General features: G+C 69.0%; 18 protein-coding genes, 1 tRNA gene and 1 pseudogene. 16 read left to right on the top strand and 4 right to left on the bottom strand.

What is annotated here, in order from left to right:
- The coding region (locus tag ACFWEP_RS14710; protein ID WP_387370049.1) for a chloramphenicol phosphotransferase CPT family protein at positions 1-607 on the top strand (607 nt) is incomplete at its 5' end.
- A 158-nt stretch (positions 608-765) separates the two neighbouring features.
- The gene (locus ACFWEP_RS14705; protein ID WP_387370047.1) at positions 766-1,989 is read left to right on the top strand and encodes a cysteine desulfurase-like protein; all 1,224 of its coding nucleotides are present in this window, start codon (positions 766-768) and stop codon (positions 1,987-1,989) included.
- Between the two features lie 24 nt (positions 1,990-2,013).
- Here ACFWEP_RS14705 and ACFWEP_RS14700 read toward each other — a convergent pair whose 3' ends face one another.
- Positions 2,014-2,421 carry a RidA family protein gene (locus ACFWEP_RS14700; protein ID WP_387370045.1) on the bottom strand — a complete coding sequence of 136 codons (408 nt, stop codon included), beginning with the start codon at positions 2,419-2,421 and terminating at the stop codon, positions 2,014-2,016.
- 110 nt (positions 2,422-2,531) lie between these two features.
- Between ACFWEP_RS14700 and ACFWEP_RS14695 the strand changes: the two genes are divergently transcribed.
- The 8 genes from ACFWEP_RS14695 (at position 2,532) to ACFWEP_RS14660 (ending at position 13,591) form a co-directional block, all read left to right on the top strand.
- Positions 2,532-3,665, top strand: coding sequence for a hypothetical protein (locus ACFWEP_RS14695; protein WP_387370043.1), 1,134 nt, complete (start codon positions 2,532-2,534; stop codon positions 3,663-3,665).
- A gap of 167 nt (positions 3,666-3,832) precedes the next feature.
- A complete protein-coding gene (locus tag ACFWEP_RS14690) occupies positions 3,833-4,576 on the top strand; it encodes a class I SAM-dependent methyltransferase (protein ID WP_387370041.1) in 744 nt (247 codons plus the stop codon).
- A gap of 173 nt (positions 4,577-4,749) precedes the next feature.
- Positions 4,750-5,277 (top strand): hypothetical protein, encoded by a 528-nt coding sequence (locus ACFWEP_RS14685; protein WP_387370039.1) that lies wholly within the window; start codon positions 4,750-4,752, stop codon positions 5,275-5,277.
- Between the two features lie 1,465 nt (positions 5,278-6,742).
- A complete protein-coding gene (locus tag ACFWEP_RS14680; protein ID WP_387370037.1) occupies positions 6,743-7,096 on the top strand; it encodes a hypothetical protein in 354 nt (117 codons plus the stop codon).
- Between the two features lie 280 nt (positions 7,097-7,376).
- Positions 7,377-10,799 carry an AAA domain-containing protein gene (locus ACFWEP_RS14675; RefSeq protein WP_387370057.1) on the top strand — a complete coding sequence of 1,141 codons (3,423 nt, stop codon included), beginning with the start codon at positions 7,377-7,379 and terminating at the stop codon, positions 10,797-10,799.
- Complete coding sequence (locus ACFWEP_RS14670; protein ID WP_387370035.1) at positions 10,786-12,198, top strand: hypothetical protein; 1,413 nt, start codon at positions 10,786-10,788, stop codon at positions 12,196-12,198. The genes ACFWEP_RS14675 and ACFWEP_RS14670 overlap by 14 nt, the downstream gene beginning before the upstream one ends.
- 326 nt (positions 12,199-12,524) lie before the next feature.
- A complete protein-coding gene (locus tag ACFWEP_RS14665) occupies positions 12,525-13,010 on the top strand; it encodes a winged helix-turn-helix domain-containing protein (protein WP_387370033.1) in 486 nt (161 codons plus the stop codon).
- A gap of 50 nt (positions 13,011-13,060) precedes the next feature.
- Complete coding sequence (locus ACFWEP_RS14660; protein WP_387370055.1) at positions 13,061-13,591, top strand: transposase; 531 nt, start codon at positions 13,061-13,063, stop codon at positions 13,589-13,591.
- A gap of 746 nt (positions 13,592-14,337) precedes the next feature.
- Here the strand turns inward: ACFWEP_RS14660 and ACFWEP_RS14655 are convergent.
- Positions 14,338-14,412, bottom strand: a tRNA-Thr gene (locus ACFWEP_RS14655).
- A gap of 190 nt (positions 14,413-14,602) precedes the next feature.
- On the opposite strand from ACFWEP_RS14655, the gene ACFWEP_RS14650 reads away from it, so the two are divergent.
- From ACFWEP_RS14650 to ACFWEP_RS14640, 3 genes are all read left to right on the top strand, one after another.
- Positions 14,603-15,739 (top strand): ABC transporter ATP-binding protein, encoded by a 1,137-nt coding sequence (locus ACFWEP_RS14650; RefSeq protein ID WP_387370032.1) that lies wholly within the window; start codon positions 14,603-14,605, stop codon positions 15,737-15,739.
- 376 nt (positions 15,740-16,115) lie between these two features.
- On the top strand, positions 16,116-16,529 hold the full coding sequence (locus tag ACFWEP_RS14645; RefSeq protein WP_328720963.1) for a hypothetical protein: 414 nt from the start codon (positions 16,116-16,118) through the stop codon (positions 16,527-16,529).
- Between the two features lie 50 nt (positions 16,530-16,579).
- On the top strand, positions 16,580-17,296 hold the full coding sequence (locus ACFWEP_RS14640) for an NDP-sugar synthase (RefSeq protein WP_387370053.1): 717 nt from the start codon (positions 16,580-16,582) through the stop codon (positions 17,294-17,296).
- A gap of 237 nt (positions 17,297-17,533) precedes the next feature.
- On the opposite strand, the gene ACFWEP_RS14635 is transcribed toward ACFWEP_RS14640, so the two are convergent.
- On the bottom strand, positions 17,534-19,189 hold the full coding sequence (locus tag ACFWEP_RS14635; RefSeq protein WP_387370030.1) for a DoxX family membrane protein: 1,656 nt from the start codon (positions 19,187-19,189) through the stop codon (positions 17,534-17,536).
- Between the two features lie 214 nt (positions 19,190-19,403).
- Positions 19,404-20,384: a dTDP-glucose 4,6-dehydratase gene (locus tag ACFWEP_RS14630; RefSeq protein WP_387370051.1), complete on the bottom strand. Its 981-nt coding sequence runs from the start codon at positions 20,382-20,384 to the stop codon at positions 19,404-19,406.
- 341 nt (positions 20,385-20,725) lie between these two features.
- Here ACFWEP_RS14630 and ACFWEP_RS14625 point away from each other — a divergent pair, with 341 nt between their 5' ends.
- The 3 genes and pseudogenes from ACFWEP_RS14625 to ACFWEP_RS14615 all read left to right on the top strand — a co-directional run.
- Positions 20,726-21,502 carry a sulfotransferase family protein gene (locus ACFWEP_RS14625; protein ID WP_387370027.1) on the top strand — a complete coding sequence of 259 codons (777 nt, stop codon included), beginning with the start codon at positions 20,726-20,728 and terminating at the stop codon, positions 21,500-21,502.
- Positions 21,496-22,089, top strand: a complete 594-nt coding sequence (gene cysC / locus ACFWEP_RS14620; protein WP_387370025.1) for an adenylyl-sulfate kinase — start codon at positions 21,496-21,498, stop codon at positions 22,087-22,089. The genes ACFWEP_RS14625 and cysC overlap by 7 nt, the downstream gene beginning before the upstream one ends.
- A pseudogene (locus ACFWEP_RS14615) lies at positions 22,086-22,381 on the top strand (hypothetical protein); the annotation flags it as partial. The gene cysC and the pseudogene ACFWEP_RS14615, both read left to right, overlap by 4 nt.

Genomic DNA, 22,381 nt, shown 5'->3' with positions numbered 1-22,381 from the left:
GTCCCCGGGGACGGCGGCTGCCGCGCATGCCGTCGTGCCGCCGACCCCGGCGGGCGGCACGGTCGTGCTGCTCAACGGTACGTCCAGCTCGGGCAAGTCGAGCATCGCCCGGGAGCTCATGGCGACGCTCGACGGGAGCTGGTTCCACCTGCCGGTGGACGCGTTCCACGCGATGCGGGGCGGGAGCGCTCTGCCGGACGGAGGGCTTCAGGACGAGATCGACCGGACGGTCAAGGGGTTCCACCGCGCGGTGGCCGGGATGGCCGCGGCGGGGAACAACGTGGTGGTCGACTGCCCCCTCAGCCGTCGCTGGCGGTTGCTCGACCTGCTCGGGCTGCTGGTGCCGCAGGACACCGTGCTGGTGGCGGTCCGCTGTCCGCTGCCGGAGCTGCGACGCAGGGAGGCGGAGCGTGGGGACCGGACGCCGGGGCTGGCGGCGCTCCAGTACCCGCTCGTCCACGCGCACGGTCCGCACGACCTCGATGTCGACACGGCGGGGTCCGGCCCCGAGGAGTGCGCCCGGCGCATCGTCGAGTTCCTGGCGGTACGCCCGCGCCCCACGGCGTTCGAAGCGCTGCGGCGTACGTATCTTCCGGCCTCCGCCTGACCGCGCGCGGGCCCGCCCCGGCCCGGGTCCCGGGAACCCGCCCCCCCGCCCCCGGCCGCGCGGCCACCGCCCCCACCAGGCACCATCGGTGTCCGGGGCCGCATCCGTACGCCGCCTCCGGGCCCCGCGGGCCCGCCGCCCACCTCTCCGGAGCACGCATGTCCTACGACGTCCACGCGATCCGCACGCAGATCCCCGCCCTGAAGTCCGGCTCGGCGCGCTTCGACGCCCCCGGGGGTACGCAGACCCCGCAGCCGGTGATCGACGCCATCGTCCACGCGCTGGCCCACCCCCTCGCCGTGCGGGGCGTCCAGAACGAGGGCGAGCGCAACGCCGAGGCGATCGTCTCCGGCGCCCGCTCCGCCCTCGCGGACCTGCTGGGGGCGGACCCGCGCGGCATCGTCTTCGGACGCAGCTCCACCCAGCTCACCTACGACCTCGCGCGGACCCTCGCCAAGAACTGGGGCCCGGGCGACGAGGTGGTCGTCAGCCGCCTCGACCACGACTCCAACATCCGCCCGTGGATCCAGGCCGCCGAGGCGGCGGGGGCGAAGCTCCGGTGGGCCGAATTCGACCCGGCCACCGCCGACCTGACCCTTCATCACATCGCCGACGCGCTCAGCGACCGGACCCGGCTGGTCGCCGTCACCGGCGCGTCCAACCTCGTCGGCACCCGCCCCGACCTGCCCGCCATCGCCGGCCTCGTACACCGCGCGGGCGCCCTGCTGCACGTGGACGCCGTACACCTCGCGGCACACGCCCCGGTCGATCTCACCGCCATCGGCGCGGACTTCCTGGTCTGCTCGCCGTACAAGTTCCTCGGCCCGCACCTCGGCGTACTCGCGAGCCGCCCCGAACTCCTGGAGACCCTGCACCCCGACAAGCTGCTCCCGTCGACCGACGCCGTCCCGGAACGCTTCGAACTGGGCACCCTGCCGTACGAATTGCTGGCCGCGGCCCGAGCCGCCGTGGACTTCCTCGCGACCCTGGCCCCCACAGCGTCCACCGGCTCCCGCCGGGAACGCCTGGCCGCCGCCTTCGAGGCGGTCGAAACCCACGAGGACGCCCTGCGCGTACGCATCGAGACCGGGCTCGCGACGCTCGACGGCGTCACACTCCACTCCCGCGCCGCCCTGCGCACCCCGACGCTGCTGCTCACCTTCCCGGGCCGCTCGGCCGCCGACGCCTCGCGCCACCTGGCCGCACGCGGTGTGGACGCCCCCGCGGGCTCCTTCTACGCCCTGGAGGCCTCCCGCCACCTCGGCCTCGGCGACGGGGGCGGCCTGCGCATCGGCCTGGCTCCGTACAGCAGCGAGGAGGACGTCGACCTCCTGCTCGCCGCCCTCGCCGACTACCTCACCACCACGCCCGCCCGCGCCTGAGCGGCCGGGCGTGACGGCTCGCCCCTACGGCTTGACCACCGCGAACGCCTCGACCTCCATGACCAGTTCGGGGCGGTACAGGGCGACCACCTGCACCGCCGAACTGGCGGGCCTGCGCTCCACGTCGACGTAGAGATCACGTACCGCGCGCACCGCCGGCAGGTACGCCACGTCGGTGACGAAGTAGGTCAGCTTCACGACGTCCGCGAACGTCGCCCCGGCCGCCGCGAGGCACCGGTTCAGGTTCTCGAAGACCTGCCGCGCCTGGACCTCGGGGTCGCCGGGCCCGACGACCTCCCCGTTCTCGTCCAGGGAGACCTGGCCGGAGATCGCGACCCACTGTCCGGGGCCCGTGACGACGTGCGTGTATCCGGTGGCGGGGGCGACTCCTTGAGGGGCGGCGATGTGCGTGAGGTGCGTGTGCGCGTTCATACGTGCATCCTCCCCCGACCCTCGGCGCCCCGTGTCACTGCCCCGTGTGATGATGCGCGGAGATCGACACGGCTGCGGGCGAACTGGCCGCGCACAAGGGGGAGAACGGCGTGAACAAGGACGGGGCGTCCATACCGGACGAGGAGTGGGAGCGCTTCCTGCGGGACTCCGAGGCCGGTGTGCGCGACGCCCCCAAGGAACCCTCCGCGAGGGCGCGGATGGTCACCCGGCGACTGGCCGAGGCACCCGAGCGGCCGGACGCCTGGCGTTCGTACCAATCCGCCCCGAAACGCCGGCGCACGGGCTGGTACGTGGTCGGGATTCTGCTCTCCGTGGCCCTGCTGGTCGTGGCGGTCGCCCCGAACCGGGTGGCCGGCTGGTTCTCCGGGGGCCTCTCCGCGGGCTCCTCCGCCGACGGGAGCGGGACCGGCGTCACCACCCCGCTCGCCGACGAAACAGCACGCCCGACCGCACCTCCCGCGGCCGACGGGGCCGGTGAACTCCCCACGCTCGAAGAACCGTTCCGGGGCTCGCCCGCCGCCACGTGGAAGGACGGAGCCGCGGGAATCCACCTGCCCGACGCGAAGGCGACCGGCTGGATGACCAAGGCCCAGGTCGCCGACGCGCTGGCCCGGACACGCGACTTCCTCGTCGCCACCAGCCTCGATCCGGCGACCCTGCGCGGCGAACGGCCAGAAGCCGCGATCGCACAGATCAACCCCCAGCAGACCGATATGCAGGACTACTTGGCGACCGCCTTCCAGGCTCCCGACAAGGACCACGACCCGCTGATGTTGTTCAGCCGCTTCCGGCCCTCGCAGGTGCGCCTCGTCGGCGACGTGGTGAAGACGCGGGGCCGGGTCACCTTCGCGGAGGGGAAGCGCGGCGCCCTCGAAGTGACCGCGGACATCAGTTACGTCTACCCGCTCGTACGCGCCGCGGGGGGAAGCGACGAGGTCGCCCGTACGATCGTCCGCCGCGAGACCGTCGTGAGCTGGTCCGACCCGGCGAAGGTGCGGATCGACCCGGGAACCTTCTCCCTCGTCTCGTACACCGCGCACACCGCCAACGGCGGCTGCGATCCCCACCGCGGCTATCTCGTACCCGAGTTCGCCGACGACCGCGCCGCCACGGACGAGGCGTCCGGCCCCGCGATCGACCCGTACGACCGGAGCACGGCCATGGACGACCTCGTCCCCGAGCAGGGCGAGGACGCGGCCTGCGGACGGGCCACGCGTACGTGACGGGAAGGCGGCGCGGCGTGGTGCGGTGCGGCGGCTCGGCAGGGCATCGAACCGCGCCGACCACGCCTCCGCCGTCACTCGCTTCTCCACGGCCCTCGTGACATGGGTCTTCGGCCTCGACGCCGTCCTGCACACCCTCACCCGGTCCCCGACCGAGGAAGCAGTCCATGCCGGAGATCACGTACGACACGCAGACCGCCGCCGCCTACCGGGCCGCCCGCGAGATCCCGCTCGACGGGCTCACCGCATGGCGCGAGGCGATCGCCGAAACGGTCCCGCTGCGGCCAGGCATGACCGTACTCGACGTCGGCGCCGGCACCGGCTCCTTCGCCACCGCCTTCCGCACCTGGTTCGGGGTACGAGTCCTCGCTGTCGAGCCCGCCGCCGCGATGCGCGCCGCCATCCCGGCGGACGACGCGATCGAGGTACTCGACGGACGCGCCGACGCCCTGCCTGTGCCCGACGCGAGCGCGGACGCCGCCTGGCTCGGCTCGGTCATCCACCATCTGCCCGACCTGGCGGCGGCCGCCCGCGAACTGCGCCGCGCGCTCAAACCGGGTGCCCCCGTGCTGATCCGCAACGCCTTCCCCGGCCGCTACGACCGCGACCTGCGCGTCCGCTTCTTCCCGGAGACCGCGTCCGGCATCGACGCCTACCCCAGCATCGACGAGGTCACCGCCGCGTTCACGGCAGCGGGCTTCGGCCGCACCCGTACGCTGCTCTCCCTGCCCCACGAGGCGGCACCGACCCTCACCGCGTTCGCCGAGCGTCTGGACCGCGGCACCGATTCAAAGCTCAGGGCGCTGCCCGACGACGCCTACGCCCGCGGTCTGGCCCACCTGCGCCGCGAGGCGGCCGACCACCCCGACGCGCCCGCCGTCAGCTGGATGGACCTGCTCGTCCTCGCTTGACGCCGAACTTGACGTTCCGGGAGCGCCCTGAGGCACGGATGACCCCCGGACCCGTGCGAACGAGCCGGAACACGTCGGCATGAGGGACAACCGGGACTGGCTACCAGGAACCCCCTTGAGGGGCTCGCAAGGCGCCCTCGACAGTGCGCCGCGCCTCACCGAGACTGATCGCCATGGGGGACAGTGCGATGTGGGTCGCCGCTTTCACCGGCGGTACCGCCGTCCTGGCGAGCTGGGTCACCAACCTGGGAAACGTACGCGCCGCCCGGGCCCAAGCCGAGGCGTCCACCCAGGCCCAGCATCGAGGGCGCGTTCGAGAGCTACGCCGCGCGGCCTACCTCGATCTGATGCAACGCTCCCACGAGACCGCGGAGTTGTACCGGAACGTATCGGACGCCTTCCACGAGACACCCGACCCCCGACAGCAGTTGGCTCGCCTGGAGGAGCTGCGCGTCGAACTGCGCGGGGCCTACGCACGCCTCATGCACAGCGTCCGAGTCGTCGCCCTGGAGGGCCCGGCCACGACCGCCGACGCCGCCCAGACCGTTCAGGACGCCGCGCTGCGAGCCAACCAGTCCCTGTGGCACATCACCCGCGGGGACACGGACGCCCGCGCCCACTTCGACGCTGCGCAAACCGCCTACCGGCAATCCCAGGCAAGATTCGTCGAGCGAGCGCGCGCAGCGACCGAGGCCTCCTGACGGCCGGGTCCGCCCGCATCCGCGGGTACGGCTGGACTGACGCGACCGGGTGGGCGCCGCCCCCTTGCCCGCCCGGAACCGGCGCCGGAAGGCGTGATGGGGCCCAGAACGGAGACCGAAGGCAGCCGCGCGGCCCGCACCCGTGCACGCCGTCGCGTCCACCGAAACAGAAAACCCCAGGTCACGGGCTATGTGACCTGGGGTTTCACCGAGCCCCCTGTCGGATTCGAACCGACGACCTACGCATTACAAGGGCCTGCAAGATCATCCCGGGTGGTGCTGGGCGGTGCCCGTGAATCCCGTTTCCCTAGTTAGGAGACCTGAACCGCTCGCTACGCATACCACCCGATCCATCCGGTGCCGCCCCGTCCGCTCACGCAGCGCTCACGCACTCCGGGCACGTGATCGCTCGACCAACACGCCTTCCGTAACCAGAACTGCAACCGCCGAACAGGTCTGCGGTGGGCAATCGGCACCCGCGCCGCGTGCTTGCAGCACAGAGAACATGTCCATGACTCCGTTGTGTCACAAGGGGATGGTTTCCCTGCCTGGCCGGTCCCGTGCTGACGAAGATGCGCCTATGAACGCGCAAACCCCCTTGTCGGATGTACTAGAGGTTCCTCCACAGCGCGTCTCTGCCGCCCGGCAAGAGCAAGCTACGGCCGAGGGCCTCAGAGATGGAGCCCATACTCAGCCCGCCAGACCAAGGCGGCAGTTGCCGTTGCTCAAGGATCGCGCGACTGCGTTGGTCTGGGGTAGGCGACGGGCCGCAGCTCGCCGTGAGGCCGAGAAGGCGATCGCTGACCTTAGCAAGGCAGCGAACCGCCTTGGAATCTCCAGGCCCATGCCGAGGTCAGTACACCTGGCCGTGCGTCGGGCGCATGCAGGTCGCCGCATCCCATTTCGGATCGTTCAGATGATCCTTGTGCTGTATGCCACTGTTTGGGCATGGCCGGTGCTGCGGGCACTGGGCAAGGCTGGCGCCGTGGTTTGGCAGAAGGGGCCGGAACCCACTACATGGTCGAGCTTGGCTGGAGCAGTCCAAAGCTGGACTCATGGGTCCCCCGACTACGTCGCCGGCCCCGCCATGCTTTGGCTCATTGCATCGGTGCCCATGGGCCTGGCCGTGGTGGTGATGACGTATTTCGGCCCCCTCGTGGCGGGCTTCCTTGCATTTCGCGGCCGTTACCCCGGGCCGCTGGCTGACATGGCAACTGGTGCCCTTGCGTACCGCTACAACCTCACTCTCGTCGCTGCGGAAGCGGTCGTGGCATGTGGTGAGGCGTACGGGGCGGGAAACGGAGGCCGCGGAGCCCAACGTATGCGCAGCGTGGGCGCGGCCGTACGTGACGTCGAGGCCGCTGTATGGGCGGCACGACGGACCCGAGGGGTTACTCCAGGCCGTCGCTGGCACCGCCGCAAGGCGTTGCACCGGCATTCAGGACAGGTCGTAGCGCGTCTTCGCGTGGCAGAGGAACGTCTCGACGTAGATCCTGCTGCAGCATTGCGCGAACTCGGCGGCCTTCTGGTCACTGTGGCTGAGCGTTACAGCGATGGGCGCGTCGGCGCACTGCTCGACGAGGCCGAGCTGACCGACGTTACTCCGGCCCGCGATCGTGAAGTGCTGCGACTCGCAGCTGTCGCGGGCCTTACTGCTGTAGGCGCTGCCCTTTTGTCCATGAGCGGTTTGCCGGAGGGAGCGATGGGGCCGGCCATCGCGGCTGTGGGCCTGTGCGCTATGGCGCTGGTCTACCGGCGACGCGCCCTGAAGATGCTCGAGACCCTCCCGGTTCCATTCGGTAACGGCGGGCAGCAATGACCGTCATCCGGGAGCGAGGCGGGCTACTACACCGCGGGCGGCTCACACGTCGCCCCCGTGTGCGAAGCGCGTTCTGCCGACGCCAAAGGACTGACTGCAATCACGCCTCGTTGCATAGGTCAGGGGGAGCATCTGTCTCGCAGAACGACTCCGCGAAAGTCATCGCTCGCCGAGTCCTCGCTGCCTCCGGGCAAACTCCTGACCCGAGGGGAAACGACTGGCAAGATGGCTACTTGGGTGCGCTGCGCGGCAGCGGGGGAGCAAGGAGCAGTGGGTGGGAATGACGATCAACGGCCGGTTTCTGTTGCTCCCTCAGGAGGCGCGACTAGGAGGTCTATCCGAGGTTCGCAAGGCCGTGGACATCAAGAGTGCTGGCGGTGAGCACGTCGCTGTAAAGCTACTCAAACAGCGCGAGGACGACGCGATCACTCGGATCTTCCTGGAGCGGGAGACCTCCGCGCTCAAGGCACTGAACCATCCTCACATCGTGCGGATGCTCGATTCCGGTTGGGATCAAGGGCTGGAGCGGTACTTCATCGCCCTGGAGTGGATTGACCGCAGCCTCAAGGACGAGATGGCAGACGGCCGCCCCCTTGACTGGTCTGCCTATTTCACGCGTACAGCCAGACCGCTGGTTTCCGCGCTCGCGTATGCCCACGAGAAGGAGATCGAGCACCGTGATCTGAAGCCGGGAAACGTCCTGCTGACCAGTGACGGCACCGTGAAGCTCGCCGACTTCGGGATCGCCAAGATTCTGTCCAAGGCCGCGGCCGTGACCGACGAGACGGTAGCGGACTTCCGGTCCGCCCTATACTCGCCGCCCGAGCAGAGTGAGGCAGTCCCGTACGTCCGTGACGTGTACGCCTATGCGGTCCTGGCCATTCAGGTCCTCTCTCGAAGCCAGGCACGTGACTACCACGATTTGGCGACAGTCCTCGACGGTCTGGAACTCGACACCGAGGTCCGCAATGTCCTTAGAACTTGCATCGACTTCGACCCTAAAAAGCGTCCAGCCAACGCTATCGTCCTGGAGCACCGGCTCCTGGAGGCCGAGCGGGTCTGCGAAAACCGTGATGCCCGCCAACGCAACTCCCTCTGGTTGAAGATGACCCGTCGCGCGGCCGAAAGCCTCAGCGCCGCCCCGGCCAGCGAAGAGATCGACTGGGACGCTGTGAAGAACACCGTGCTGGCGGACATCTCCGGCACCGTGCACGTCGACTACGGCTACAACGCGCAGAGCGACGAGGTCGACACCGGCACGGTGCGAGTGTTCGGCCAGAGCCTGTTCCTACGCCTGGTCAACGACGAGGGTCAACGTGACCGGTGCGTAATCGTCTCAGCGGAGGAACGAGCAGAGGAATGGATGGCCAAGCGCCGTGCGTTCGCCCTCAAACTCGGCCCCATCCTCACCTGGACGTTCAACGACCCTGGCGAGGACCCGGCGTACGACGGCCTCAACCTGCTGCTGGACAGCCTCAACGCGGAACTAGATGCGCGCGAGACCCTGGCCAAGGAGGGTAAGCGCCAGCAGCTCGGCGACCTATTCGACGGCTGGCGCCGCGTCCTGGAAGCCCGCGAGGAGGTGGCGGCTAACGGACGGCAGCCGATTCAGTACGAGCGGTTGGAGGGCGGCGGCCGCACCCGGGTCTTCCATCTGGCCGCGCCCGATACCACCGCGGAAATCGGCGAAGAGTGGTCGGTCGCAGAGTACCCCCACAGCCGACCTATCGACCGTGGTGAAATCACCAACCGTACCGACGACACCGTCGTCCTGCGGATGACGCGTCCCCAGGCCGTCCTGCCTGCCCGGGGTGTGCTGCTGCCCTTTCTCGGACCCAGCCAAAACGCGATCAACCGGCAGCGCGACGCGCTCACAGCGGTCGCCGCTGAACAGACTGCCAATCCCGACCTGCGGCAGATCATCGCAAACCCCACGTCCGTTGAGGTTGGTCCGCCCACCGAAGTCACCACCTGGGTCCGCGCCGATCTCGACTCAAGCAAACGAGATGTCGTCGCCCACGCCCTAGGCACTCAGGACCTGCTGCTCGTCGAGGGGCCACCCGGCACCGGCAAGACCACCGTGATCGCCGAGATTGTCGAGCAGACCCTCAGTCGGCACCCCGCCGCACGCATCCTCATCGTCAGCCAGACCCACATCGCCATCGACAACGCCCTCAAGCGTCTTGAAGACGCAGGCATCACCGAACTCGTCCGCCTCGGCCGCGTTGACGATCCACGCGTCGCAGAAAGCGCCCAGCCGCTGCTGCTCGACCGGCAAGTCAAGAAGTGGACCCAGGGCGTCCGCACACGCGCAGAACGGCATCTGGAGAATGTGGCCGCCAACAGCGGCCAGCAGCCCAGCCACCTTAAGGCGGCCCTGGTGCTGGAAGAACTCGCTGCCGTGGCCGCCAACCTCGCCCACGTGACAACTCGCCTCGACGAGCTGGCGAACCAGCCTGTGCCTGAGCGCACCACCTCAGCCAGGGAGCTCGGCGAGGAAGTCGTCACCACCCGGGCCCGCCGAGAGCAGCTCCTCGAACAGCGGGCGGAGCTGTTCGCCGACGTGCAGACAATGCTCGACGGCGAGCTCACCCTACGCGAGGAAATGAGTGCCGCCGACGCCCGCGACGTCGTCGAGGTACTTCTCGGCCCGGCCGGGCCCGGACGGGAACTGATGCACCTGCTGAGCCTGCAGGGCGAATGGCTGCAGCGTATCGGCACCGACCAGAACCTGATCGCCGGCTTCCTGCGCACCCGGCGTGTCATCGGCGGGACCGCGCTCGGATTTCTCGGTCACCCGGCGGCCCGGGACCTCGAATTCGACCTGTGTATCTTCGACGAGGCGTCCAAAGCGACTGCCACCGAGGCGCTGGTGCCGATGGCCAGGGCCAAGCGGTGGGTGCTGGTCGGCGACACCAACCAGCTGCCTCCCATCGATGAGGATCTGCTGCGCGACGAGAAGATCATGGCCGATCACCAGCTTATCCCTGAATTGGTGAAGACCACCCTATTCCAGTACTTCGCTAACTCCACCAAGGCTCCCGTCAAGCATCTACTGCGCGAGCAATACCGGATGATTCCGGCGATCGGCAACATGATCAGCAGCTGCTTCTACGACAACAAGCTGATCTCGCCGAACGATCATGCCCTTCCCGGCTACAGCACGGTCAACAAGCCCGTTCTCTGGCTGGACACCAGCGCCCTACCGAACCGCCGCGAGGACGAGCAGTCCGCCGCGCAGACCAGTATCTCCAACCGTCTTGAGGGCCAGCTCGCCATGCGACGCCTGGAAGTGATCGACCGGGCCATCGACAAGGGTGTAATCAAGACTCCCAACGGCAAGCGCCTCGATGTCCTGCTGATCGCCCCCTACGGTCGCCAGGTCGAAGAACTCACCAAGCGCCTAGCCTCCTTGAGGCTCAAGCACATCGCTCCAGAAGTACTCTCCGTCGACGCGGTACAGGGCCGAGAGTGCGATCTCGTCGTGTTCTCCGTGACCCGCAGTAACCTCAGCGGCCGCTTCGGATTCCTTGGTCAGCCGTACTGGCGCCGCATTAACGTCGCACTCTCCCGTGCCCGCTACGGCCTGATTATCGTCGGCGATGCCGGCTTCTGCCGCAGCAAGCCAGGCGCCCTGCGCGACGTCCTCGACTACATGAGCGGCCACCCGGAAGACTGCGAGATCCGCAATGCCTACCTCTAGCCCTGCCTTCGGCGACGACAGCCTCTTGGCCCTCCGCTTCCACAACACTCGTCCCGGACTCGAACTGATCCAGATCGCGGATGCCGCACTGCCCGTCGCCCGGATCACCGCCGAGGTCCTCGCCCAGGACAGCAAGGACCTCCCGCTCATGGAGGAATTTGTACTGCGGCTGGTCGAGCACAACGTGAGCAGTGCGCGTGGCATCGCCGGCCTGCTTGGCCTGCCTGAAAATATGGTCGAGCGGACCATCGCCGTGCTGTTCGGTTCAGATGACCTTAAATGGGCCCGCCCCACCGCAGCAGACGCAGACCGGGCCCCCGGTCTGCGTCTCACCGACAAGGGTCACCTCACCGCTCAGAAGGCCGCTGCGGTAGCGCCCGTGCGGGTCAACCAGCCCCTCGTCTATGACCAGATGCTGTGGAAGGTTGCCCCCTACGACCGCCGCACCACCATCCCGCGCGGGCAGGCCGAGGAACACGACATGATCATGCTGCCCGTGGCGCAGTCCGGGCCCGTCAACGACGGAGCCATCACCGCCGCGGAAATCACCGCTCTGCTCCGCGAGAACGGCAACAACAAGCGCGAAGTCCTCCAGGTCAAAAGTATCTCCCAGGCCCCAGCTCGCCGTGTTCTGCCAGTCAAACTCCTGGTGTACGCCGACCCAGACCGTACCGACGTCGAAGTCGGCATCGTCGTTGATGGCGAACTCAGTCAGGCGCACGAACTCGCCCTCATCGGTCACGGCGGCGCCAAGGCGCTCGGCATCACCGTGGCGCCACCCCCAGAACGACCTCTCCTGGACCCGGACCTTGAAAAGGCCCGCGTGCCGCTACAGGAGGTCACCCAGCACCGTGCAGAACAGGCCGCGTTCCAGCTCGGCGCCCAGGCGCCGACGCCCGGCCCTCCGGCAGTTCAGCGGCGGCATCAGGCAAACGAGATCCGAGCCATCGGCGTCTTCGAGCACCCGGACGTCCTTTACGATGCACTCACCAACGCTCGCCGCCGAATCCTAATCATCTCACCATGGATTAAGAACGCGATCATCACCACCGACTTCCTTAGCAACCTTGAACGACGGGTTAACCAAGGCGTCAAAGTAGACATCGCCTACGGCTACGAAGAGAACGACACCAAGACCGACTCGGCCTCCGTCCGTAAACTCACCAACCTCGCCGACCGCTACCGCGACAAATTCAGCTTCACGCGCCTGAAGAGTACTCACGCAAAGGTTCTCGTCTACGACGACGTTTGGGTGACCACGTCCTTTAACTGGCTCTCCTTCAAAGGTGACCCCGAACGCACGTACCGAATGGAAGAAGGAAGCCTCGTCCGTAACCGCCAGATCGCCGATACCCAGTACACCCGGTATCTTGAGTTGATCTCCGACCATCGCAGATAACTGAGCTGTGTCTAATCCCGTGTTGAAACGCGGGGTGACGCCTTCACTTAGACCGTGAGTCGGCTTGTGCCACAGCGAAGTTCCCGAGGAAGGCGCCAGCCCTTGAGGTGGGCCATAGCGCCTCCCTCGCGACAGCCCGTCTTAGGGCATGCAGGGAATTAAACTGCTGTCAAACACCTGGTCTGAGCTGTCGTTCCAGGACTGACAACATGAGACTCACTCTCCGGAAAGCCCTTCGGGGATGCCTAAGACCCGGCTACTACTGAGATTGAACTCGTGAAGTCATAAGGGCTGACGGGGGTGTCTGCCTGCGGTATCACGGGAGGATGAGGTATCCACAGGGTGGCGGGTTGACCGCTGAACGACAGCGCAGGCGCGAGGAGTTACGGCTCCAGGCAGCCGAGCGGTTCGCTCGGGGCGAGGGCAGTACGGCGATCGCCAGGGATCTGCGGGTCAGTGTCCGATCGGTGCAGCGGTGGCGTCACACGTGGGCCGAGGGCGGCCCACGATCCCTGCGGTCGCAGGGGCCCGCGTCGCTGCCGCGACTGAGTGAGAAGCAGTTCGCTCAGCTGGAGTCCGAGCTGGCCAAAGGGCCGGCCGCGCACGGCTGGGAAGACCAGCGCTGGACTCTGAACCGTGTGAAGACGGTGATCGGACGGCGCTTCCACCTCACGTACACGATTCAGGGCGTCCGCAAGCTGTTGGTGCGCAACGGCTGGTCCTGCCAGGCCCCGGCCCGTCGGGCCATGGAGCGGGACGACGAGGCAGTGTCCGGGTGGGTCAAGGAGGTGTGGCCCCGCGCGGAAGGCTAGCGGCGGCCCGTGGAGCCTGGCTGGTCTTCGAGGACGAAGCCGGCTTCTCCATGACGCCGTCGCAAGCCAGGACCTGGTCCCAGCGCGGGAGGACCCCGGTGGTGCGTGTCCGCGGCCGCTCGCGCAGGCGGATATCGATCGCCGCGCTGACCTGCTACAAACCCGGCCACCGATCCCGGCTGATCTACCGGCCTCGACGGGACGACGGCAACCGTGACGGGCGCAAAAGCTTCTCCTGGCGCGACTACCGCGACCTGCTGACCGCAGCCCACCAACAGCTCGGCGGCCCGATCGTCCTCATCTGGGACAACCTCAACGTCCACAAAGCCGCAGGTCTACGGGAGTTCGCCGACTCCCGTGACTGGCTGACCATCCTCTACCTGCCGCCCTACGCCCCCGACCTCAACCCCGTCGAAGGTATCTGGTCCCTGCTACGTCGCGGTTGGCTCTCCAACGTCGCCTTCTCCACGCCAGACCACCTCATCCGCACGGTCCGGAGCGGCCTACGGCACATCCAGTACCGCAGCAGCCTCATCGACGGCTGCCTCACCGAGACCGGCCTGACCATCAGATCTGCGTAACGACACCACGAGTTAAACCTCAGTAGATGCACGCGATGCCGGGGGGCCAACAGCGCGAGAATTTTGACCAGTTCCTCAGGATTTGAGAGCAGGGTGACGTGGGAGATCTCAAGCTTCTGCTGCAAATCGGCGACCTGACGCAGTCGCTTTGTGTAACCCAGCCTCGTCACGCGCAAGAGGCCGTACCTATCGGGAGTCGCAATCAACGTGATGTGACTGCCCTTGGTCCAGAACCTTTTGAGCCGCGTAGTTGTCCACGTCCACTCACGACGTCCGGAAGCCGGAAACAGGCCCTCTTGCCATTCGAGGTGAGCAGCCTCGTCCTTCGTGCATCTGATGATCGCAACCATGCCGATCATTCTCTCTGCCGGGCCCACCAGTCTGACGACTTTCGCCAAAACAGCCGTTGGGGGCCCGACGCGAGCAGCACCCGCACACCAGCGCGGGCTCGGGGCTGGATCACACCGACCTCGCGGCCACTGACCGCAAAGGGTGCTCAGGGGTACAACGACCGAGCAGGCCGTTCTCGGCGGCGAGGCCACAAGGGCCGGTCACCTGACGCCCTCCCCCTCCAATGGTTCGAGCGGCCAGAGGCAGGAGAGCCGGGCCCAAGGGCAGAAGTCGGCGGCAGGTCGCTCACGCACCGCTCACGCAAGTGATCCCTACCGTCCCAAGCACCTCCGCGTCACACCCTCGGGCAGCAGAAAACCCCAGGTCACGGGCTATGTGACCTGGGGTTCGCAGTGAGCCCCCTGTCGGATTCGAACCGACGACCTACGCATTACAAGTGCGTTGCTCTGGCCGGACTGAGCTAAGGAGGCGAGCGCGGGCGCGTGCCCGTGCAGTGTAACCAATGCGGCGTGTGTCCAGGACGTGAAATTCACGTGGCCTGGACTACAGACAGATCGGAAAACGCCAGGTAGCGTCGCATCGGGTTCACCCGAGTGGACCAGACCACTCCGTTACTCGGATCGTCCGGCACGTTCCTGCCGGTGAAGGAGAAGCATCAGCATGGCCAGTGTCACGTTCGACAAGGCGTCCCGCATCTACCCCGGCTCCACGAAGCCCGCGGTGGACCAGCTCGAGATCGACATCGCGGACGGCGAGTTCCTCGTCCTCGTCGGTCCCTCCGGTTGTGGCAAGTCGACCTCCCTGCGCATGCTCGCGGGTCTTGAGGACGTCAACGCCGGCGCCATCCGCATCGGTGACCGCGACGTCACGCACCTGCCGCCGAAGGACCGGGACATCGCCATGGTGTTCCAGAACTACGCGCTGTACCCGCACATGACCGTCGCGGACAACATGGGCTTCGCGCTCAAGATCGCTGGCGTCAACAAGACCGACATCCGGGCGAAGGTCGAAGAGGCCGCCAAGATGCTGGACCTCACCGACTACCTGGACCGCAAGCCGAAGGCGCTCTCCGGTGGTCAGCGTCAGCGTGTGGCGATGGGCCGCGCCATCGTGCGTGAGCCGCAGGTCTTCCTCATGGACGAGCCGCTGTCGAACCTCGACGCCAAGCTCCGTGTCTCCACCCGTACGCAGATCGCCTCGCTGCAGCGCCGCCTCGGCATCACGACCGTGTACGTCACCCACGACCAGGTCGAGGCCCTCACCATGGGCGACCGTGTCGCGGTCCTCAAGGACGGTCTGCTCCAGCAGGTCGACTCGCCGCGCAACATGTACGACCGCCCGGCCAACCTCTTCGTCGCCGGCTTCATCGGCTCCCCCGCGATGAACCTCATCGAGGTCCCGATCACCGACGGTGGCGTGAAGTTCGGCAACAGCGTCGTCCCGGTCTCCCGCGAGGCGCTCACCGCCGCCGCCAACCGTGGTGACACCACCGTCACGGTCGGCATCCGCCCGGAGCACTTCGACATCGTCGAGCACGGTGGCGCCGCCGCGACCGGCCTCTCCAAGGCCTCCGCCGACGCCCCGGCCGGCCTCGCCGTCTCGGTCAACGTCGTCGAGGAGCTCGGCGCCGACGGCTTCGTCTACGGCGGTGCCGAGGTCGGCGGCCAGCACAAGGACCTCGTGGTCCGCGTCGGTGGCCGCGCCGTCCCGGAGAAGGGCACCAAGCTGCACGTCGTCCCGCGTCCGGACGAGCTGCACGTCTTCGCGACCTCGACGGGCGAGCGCCTCACCGCCTGATCGACCCACGCTCCCGGGCTGGGGAGCACCACTGCACGGGCGCCTGACCGCCCGCAGCGGCTGAACGCACCGACGGTCCCGTCTCCTTCCGAGGAGGCGGGACCGTCGTCGTACGCACCCCCGCCACCGTCGGTACGCACCCCCACCACCGTCGTACGCACTCCCACCACCGTCGTACGCACTCCCACCGCCGTCGTGCGCACCCCCGCGGTCCGGCAGGTTTGGCGTTCGGGACCGGCGCGAGCGGTGAATACTGGCCCCACTCGGGGCATTTCACCCCTCCTCGTCAACCTCGGATTCGAAAAATGCGCTCGAACTCTCCCCCGCGAGAGTGACGGAAGGTCGTCGATTCATCACGGAACGCTACGCTCGCTGCGTGACCCACACCGCGCGCCGAATCGGCCGAACTCTCGCCTTCGTCCTGCCCGTCGTCATGGTCCTGTCCGGGACGCTCGCGGTCACCCGCGTGCCGTGGTCAGCGCCGAACACGGATACACAGCTGCTGACCACGGCCTCGGCGACCGTGTCGCAGAAGGCCAAGCCCCTCGCGCCGCAGGACATCCTGCGCGAGAAGCTGCTCGTCGAACTCAAGGAGAAGGACCCGGGCGTCGCCCTGACGGACCTTCAGCGGGCCGTGGAGGAGAAGCCTTCGCTCGCCCGCCACTGCATGTCGATCGCCAAGGCGCTGGGCAAGGCGGCCGTCGAGCAGTACGGCCCGACGCGCGCGCACCGCTTCTCGCGGCCGGTCTGCGACACCTCGTTCGCCTCGGGCGTCGCACAGTTCAGCTGACCCGCACTGCGGACCGTGACCGGCCGGCACGGCATATCGTGCCTGGCATGCTGCATACGTATCCGACGCAAGCCGTGGTCCTGGCCGGTGGCCAGGGGTCGCGGCTGCGCCCGTACACCGATGACCGTCCCAAGCCGATGGTCGAGATCCCGGGCACCGGGACCCCGATCATCGGCCATCAGCTTTCCTGGCTGGCCGCCGAGGGCGTCACCGACGTCGTGATCTCGTGTGGCCATCTTGCCGAAGTGCTCCAGGAGTGGCTGGATTCCGCCGTCCTCCCGCTGAACGTGATGACGGTCGTCGAGAACGAGCCCCTGGGGCGTGGCGGTGGGCTGAAGTACGCCGCCGCCCGGCTGCCCGATCCGCAGCAGCCCTGGTACGCCACGAACGGCGACATCTGGACCCGCTTCTCGCTGCGCGAGATGGCCGCGTTCCATGCGGAGCGCGACGCCACGGCCACGCTCGCCCTGGCCCGTCCGCGCATTCCGTGGGGTGCCGTGGAGACGGACGCGTTCGGGCACATCACCGACTTCATCGAGTCGCCGCCGTCCCCGTACCTGATCAACGCCGGTGTGTACGTGTTCTCCCCGGCCTTCACGGAGCTGCTGCCCGACCGGGGCGACCACGAGCGGACCACCTTCCCGCGGCTGGCCCGCGAGCGTCTGCTCGCCGGATACCCGCTGCCGCAGGGCGCCTACTGGCGGGCCATCGACACGGCCAAGGACCTGACCGAGGCCGCCAAGGAACTCGGCGCGCACTCCGGCTGACCCCCGCGGCCCATCCGGCCCATCCGGCCCACCCGGCCCCGGCCCACCCGGCCCATCCGGCCCATCCGGCCCATCCGGCAGCGACGGTGCTGTTCGCGTACGTACCCAGGCTCGGTGCCCGACCCGTACCCGTACGCCCACGCGGTCCCGAACGTGAACGTGGAAGAGGTCCCACCGGACGTTCCGGTGGGACCTCTTCCACGTGCTACCGGGGCCACGTACTGCCCGGGTACGCCCTCAGCCGAGGAGGCCGCCGAGCGGGTTCCGGCCGCCGCCGGAGGTCGAGTCTCCGGCACCGCTGTCGCCGTCGGACGGGTCCGAGGAGTCGCCGCCGGTGGCGCCGCCCCCGTCGCCCCCGCCGGTGGTGGAACCCGAGGAGGACGGGCCGGCGCTGGTGGACGGAGGTGCCTGCGGAGGCGTCTCCTGCCGTGAGGGCTGCTGGACGGTGCCCTGCGTGGCGCTCGGCTCGGCGCCCGTACCGGTGGAGGCCTCTCCGGCGGTGGCCCCGCTGCTCGGGCTGGTGCGCTCGGCGGACGGGGTCGCCGGGGCGACGGAGCGGGACGGCACGGGGGTGTTCTCCCGGACCGGCTTCTTCGGCACCTTGGGCTTCTCGGGGGTCTCCTCCGGGAGCGGTACGCCGGGAAGCTGGTTGGTCGGCTTCTCGTTCGGGCCGGGCACGGTCACGACCTGGGTGGAACGGACCGCGCCACCCAGTACGGAGCCGACGAGCAGCGTGAGTCCGACGACCACGCTCGCCAGGACCGATCCGCGCCGAAGGACCCGGCTGCGCAGATCCCAGATCCCGGAGCGCGGGCCGAGCCGGCGCCACGCCTCGCCGGCGAGGCGGGCGTCCACCGAGTAGACCGGGGCGCCCGCGATGACGAGCGGGCTCCACGCCGCGAGGAAGATGATGTCCGGGGCGTCGAACACGGCGACGGTGTGCCAGCTGACCGTCACCAGCAGCGCGGCGGAGAGCAGCGCGCCGAAGGCGGCGGCGACGCGCTGCCAGAGGCCGAGGACGGTGAGCACACCGACGACGACCTGCAGGAAGGCGACGGTGAGTCCGGCGCCGACCGGGTGCGTGAGGGCGGCATCGCGCAGCGGTTCGGCCGCCTCCCACGGGTGGAGCGAGTTCAGCCACTTGACCATGGAGCCGCGTTCGCCGCCGTCGAAGAAGACGGGGTCGCTGAGCTTGCCCATGCCCGCGTAGATGGAGATGAAGCCGAGGAAGACGCGGAGCGGGAAGAGGACGACGCCCAGGTTCATGCGGCGTCCCGGGTAGTAGGCGTGCCGGACGGAGTCGCCGGCGGTCCGCCGGTCACGGACCTCGGGGTCCTCGTCCGGGTCGTCCTCGAACCGGTCGTCGCCGAACCGGCCGTCGCCGAACTTCTCGTCGTACCGGTCGAAGGCGCCGTCGTACCCACTGCTCGCGCCGTCGTACGCGGGGCCGGTCCCGTCGTACGCGCCGACCGCCTTCCGCATGGGCGGGAGGAGCGGGCCGCCCGTGCGCCGCGAGGACGGCAGCACCGGGTTGGGCTGCGTCTCGTCCAGGTGCGGGACGAGGCGGGTGGCACCGGTGGCCGTGCGACCGTCCAGGTGGCCGGTGGAGGAGTTGCGTACGGCCTGGAGCAGGCCCGACGCCCCCGGGTCGCCCGGTTCCGACCTCCCGCTCCAGACGACCGGGGCCCGCCTGCGCCCCCCCGCTCCGCTCATCGCCGGGACGCGTGCGGCGCCGACCGGAGGCGCACCCCGCAGCCGTGCGCGCTGACCCGGGGGAAGCTGCACCCGGAAGCTGGCGTGGTTGACGATGACCTGCGCGGGGTCGCTGTCCACCTTGGTCATGCTCAGGGCGGGTTGATCGTCGAACCGAGGCGTTCTGGTGTCCACACTCATCTAACCGAGTGACGTGACGTTAGGACACTGCCTTGACCTCGTCTGAGTGTCCGAGAACCGTCAACAGGTCGAGTTGAGTACTTCGTTCCGGTCCGCCCCCGCCCGGAATGCCCCGCCCTGCCCCGCGCGCAAGCCCCGCCCGGACCCCGCCCTGCCCCCGCGCGCAAGCCCCTCCGCCCGCTTCCCCGCCCGCACCCCTGCGGGCCGGGCCCGGTCAGGAGGTGAGGGGCTCCCACCAGGCACGGTTGTCCCGGTACCAGGCGGTGGTCTCGGCGAGCGCCTCGGGGAGCGAGCGGCGCGGCCGGTAGCCCAGTTCCGAACAGGCGCGCGACCGGGCTGCGCGGGGTCGCGGGACGTCGTCCCTACGCGGGAACGCCCCTGTGCGGCGGTCCACCGGAGGACCGCCGCACAGCTCCGCCAGGAGCCCGCTCAGCTGCTCCTCGCTCAGCTCCGCGCCACCGCCGAGGTTGTACGTACCGCCGGGGCGCCCCCGGGTCCGGGCGAGTTCGATGCCCCGGCAGTGGTCCTCGACGTGCAGCCAGTCCCGCACCCGCGTGCCCCCGCTCCCGCGCGGCACGTCGAGGCCGGCCATCAGGCGGGTCACGAGGGACGGCACGGTGTGCTCGGGGAACTGGTGCGGGCCGTAGGTGCGGGCCGCCCGGACGACGCGGACGTCCAGTCCGTGGGTGCGGTGGTGGGCCAGCGCGATCAGGTCGGAGGACGCCTTCGACGCCGAGTACGGGGAGTCGGGGGCGAGCGGGGCCTCCTCGGCCCGCGGGCCCGCGCCGCCGGGGCCGTACACCTCGTCGGTGGAGATGTGGACGAACCTGCGGACCCCGCCGCGCAGGGCGGCCTCCGCGAGGGTCTGCGTACCGAGCACGTTGGTCGACACGAAGACGGCCGTACCGTCGACCGACCGGTCCACGTGCGTCTCGGCCGCGAAGTGCACGATCTCGTCATGCCGGGCGGCCAGCCGGGAGACGACCGCCGGATCGCAGACGTCCCCGTGCACGAAGCCGAACCGGGGGTCGGCGAGCACGGTCGTGAGGTTGGTCAGGGTGCCCGCGTGGGTCAGCTTGTCCAGAACGGTGACGGTCACGTCGCCCGGCCCGTCGGGGCCCAGCACATGGCGTACGTAAGCGGAACCGACGAAGCCCGCTCCGCCGGTGACGAGAAGTCGGGTCGGACCGGCCAGGTCCCCACGGCCCTCCCCCGGGGCTCGCTCGCCCCGCGCCGTCCCGTCCGGCGACGGCGGCGATTCCTCCACCCCGTTCCGGAAATCGACTCCTGGAATTATATCTTTCCGCACGCAGGCGACGGTAACACAACCCCCTTTCTCATCAATATCTCAGAAAGATCTCACGCGCGGCACAGTTTCGAATCACGGCCGTTTAATGAACCCGTAATAAAACTCGGGGTACGCAGTGCGGAATTCCGCATGTCCGAGGAGGTACGAACCGAATGCTCCAGCACGACCCACGGGTGAGGGCGGCCGGCCGCCGGGCCCGCCGGACGTTGCGCGCCCTGAGGAACCGCGTGGGCGCGACGACCACCCGACGACCGGCACCCGCGAGGCCCGCCCCCCGGGGCGCGCGGCTGGTTCCGGACCCCGTCTTCGTCATCTCCTCCGTACGTTCCGGCTCGACCCTGCTGCGGGTACTGCTCAACAGCCACCCGTCGGTGCGCGCCCCGCACGAGATGCACCTGCGCACCCTGGAGGTGCGCCTGCAGAAGGCGTACAGCGAGAAGGCGATGGACAAACTCGGCCTTGACCGGGAAGAACTGGAACACCTGCTCTGGGACCGGGTCCTCCACCGCGAGCTGGTGCACAGCGGCAAGGACGTCATCGTCGACAAGACGCCGGGCAACGCCCTCATCTGGCGGCGGCTCCACGAGGCCTGGCCCGACGCCCGGTTCGTCTTCCTCCTCCGCCACCCGGCCTCCATGGTCAGTTCGCTCATCAACGGCCGCCCCGACCGCGACCTCGACGCGACCGTGTCCGAGGTGAAGACGTACGTGGACGCCGTCCACGAGGCGCGCGCCGCCCTGCCCGGCCTCACCGTGCGGTACGAGGAATTGACGGAGGACCCCGCTGCCGTCACCAAGGAAATCTGCGAATTCATCGGCGTCGATTGGACGCCGGAAATGCTGAACTACGGAAAACAGGACCACGGCCCTTTCCAGGCATTCATCGGGGACTGGAGCGACAACATCAAATCCGGTCGAATCCAGCAGGCCCGCGCTCTGCCCTCCGCCGAAGAAGTCCCCGCGCGACTGCGCGACATCTCCCGCGCCTGGGGGTACCCGTGCTGAATGCCTGCCGCATTCCGTCCGGTGGCGCCACCGTGTGGCTGACCGGCTTGCCCAGCTCCGGCAAGAGCACCGTGGCCCGCGCGGTCGAGGAGCGGCTGCGCGCGTCGGGCCGCCGGGTCGAGGTGCTGGACGGAGACGAGATCCGTACGTTCCTCTCGGCCGGGCTCGGCTTCTCCCGCGAGGACCGGTACACCAACGTCCAGCGCATCGGACTGGTCGCCGAGGTCCTCGCCCGCAACGGTGTCGTCGCCGTCGTCCCGGTCATCGCCCCGTACGCCGACAGCCGCGAGGCCGTCCGTGCCCGGCACGCGAAGAGCGGCACCCGCTATCTGGAGGTCCACGTCGCGACCCCGGTGGACGTCTGCTCGGTACGCGACGTGAAGGGGCTGTACGCCCAGCAGGCCTCGGGCGAGATCAGCGGCCTCACCGGCGTGGACGACCCGTACGAGGCACCCGAATCGCCCGATCTGCGGATCGAGGCCCACCACCGGACGGTGGCCGAATCGGCCGAGGCCGTCCTGGAACTGCTCGACGGACCGGACCGCCACGGCGCGCCGGTCCCGCACGACGGGGAGGACCCCGCATGAACGACACCCTCACGACCGGCACCCCCACCGCAGGTTCCCCCGCGAACGGCCCCGCGAGGGAAGCCGGTACGCACACCGGCCCGGCGCCCCGCACCGGCACCCCCACCGGCCCCCGCCCGACGGCACCGGAACGCGCGCACCCCGGAACCCCGGGTCCGAAAACCCCGCACTCCGGCACCCCGGGCCCCCGACGCTCGCACCTGGACTCGCTGGAGTCGGAGGCGGTGCACATCTTCCGCGAGGTGGCGGGGGAGTTCGAGCGGCCGGTGATCCTCTTCTCCGGCGGCAAGGA

This window comes from Streptomyces sp. NPDC060198 (assembly GCF_042728415.1).
GTDB lineage: Bacteria > Actinomycetota > Actinomycetes > Streptomycetales > Streptomycetaceae > Streptomyces.
The sequence above is the reverse complement of the archived record's forward strand: the minus strand, read 5'-3'. Positions and strand labels throughout refer to the sequence as shown.

What these genes read in the sequence shown, in the direction of transcription:
- ACFWEP_RS14670 (WP_387370035.1), top strand. Translation starts at nt 10,786, where the DNA reads ATGCCTACCTCTAGCCCTGCCTTCGGCGACGACAGCCTCTTGGCCCTC.
- ACFWEP_RS14705 (WP_387370047.1), top strand. Translation starts at nt 766, where the DNA reads ATGTCCTACGACGTCCACGCGATCCGCACGCAGATCCCCGCCCTGAAG.
- ACFWEP_RS14690 (WP_387370041.1), top strand. Translation starts at nt 3,833, where the DNA reads ATGCCGGAGATCACGTACGACACGCAGACCGCCGCCGCCTACCGGGCC.
- ACFWEP_RS14700 (WP_387370045.1), bottom strand. Translation starts at nt 2,421, where the DNA reads ATGAACGCGCACACGCACCTCACGCACATCGCCGCCCCTCAAGGAGTC.
- ACFWEP_RS14660 (WP_387370055.1), top strand. Translation starts at nt 13,061, where the DNA reads ATGACGCCGTCGCAAGCCAGGACCTGGTCCCAGCGCGGGAGGACCCCG.
- ACFWEP_RS14675 (WP_387370057.1), top strand. Translation starts at nt 7,377, where the DNA reads ATGACGATCAACGGCCGGTTTCTGTTGCTCCCTCAGGAGGCGCGACTA.
- ACFWEP_RS14635 (WP_387370030.1), bottom strand. Translation starts at nt 19,189, where the DNA reads ATGAGTGTGGACACCAGAACGCCTCGGTTCGACGATCAACCCGCCCTG.
- ACFWEP_RS14665 (WP_387370033.1), top strand. Translation starts at nt 12,525, where the DNA reads ATGAGGTATCCACAGGGTGGCGGGTTGACCGCTGAACGACAGCGCAGG.
- ACFWEP_RS14650 (WP_387370032.1), top strand. Translation starts at nt 14,603, where the DNA reads ATGGCCAGTGTCACGTTCGACAAGGCGTCCCGCATCTACCCCGGCTCC.
- ACFWEP_RS14685 (WP_387370039.1), top strand. Translation starts at nt 4,750, where the DNA reads ATGGGGGACAGTGCGATGTGGGTCGCCGCTTTCACCGGCGGTACCGCC.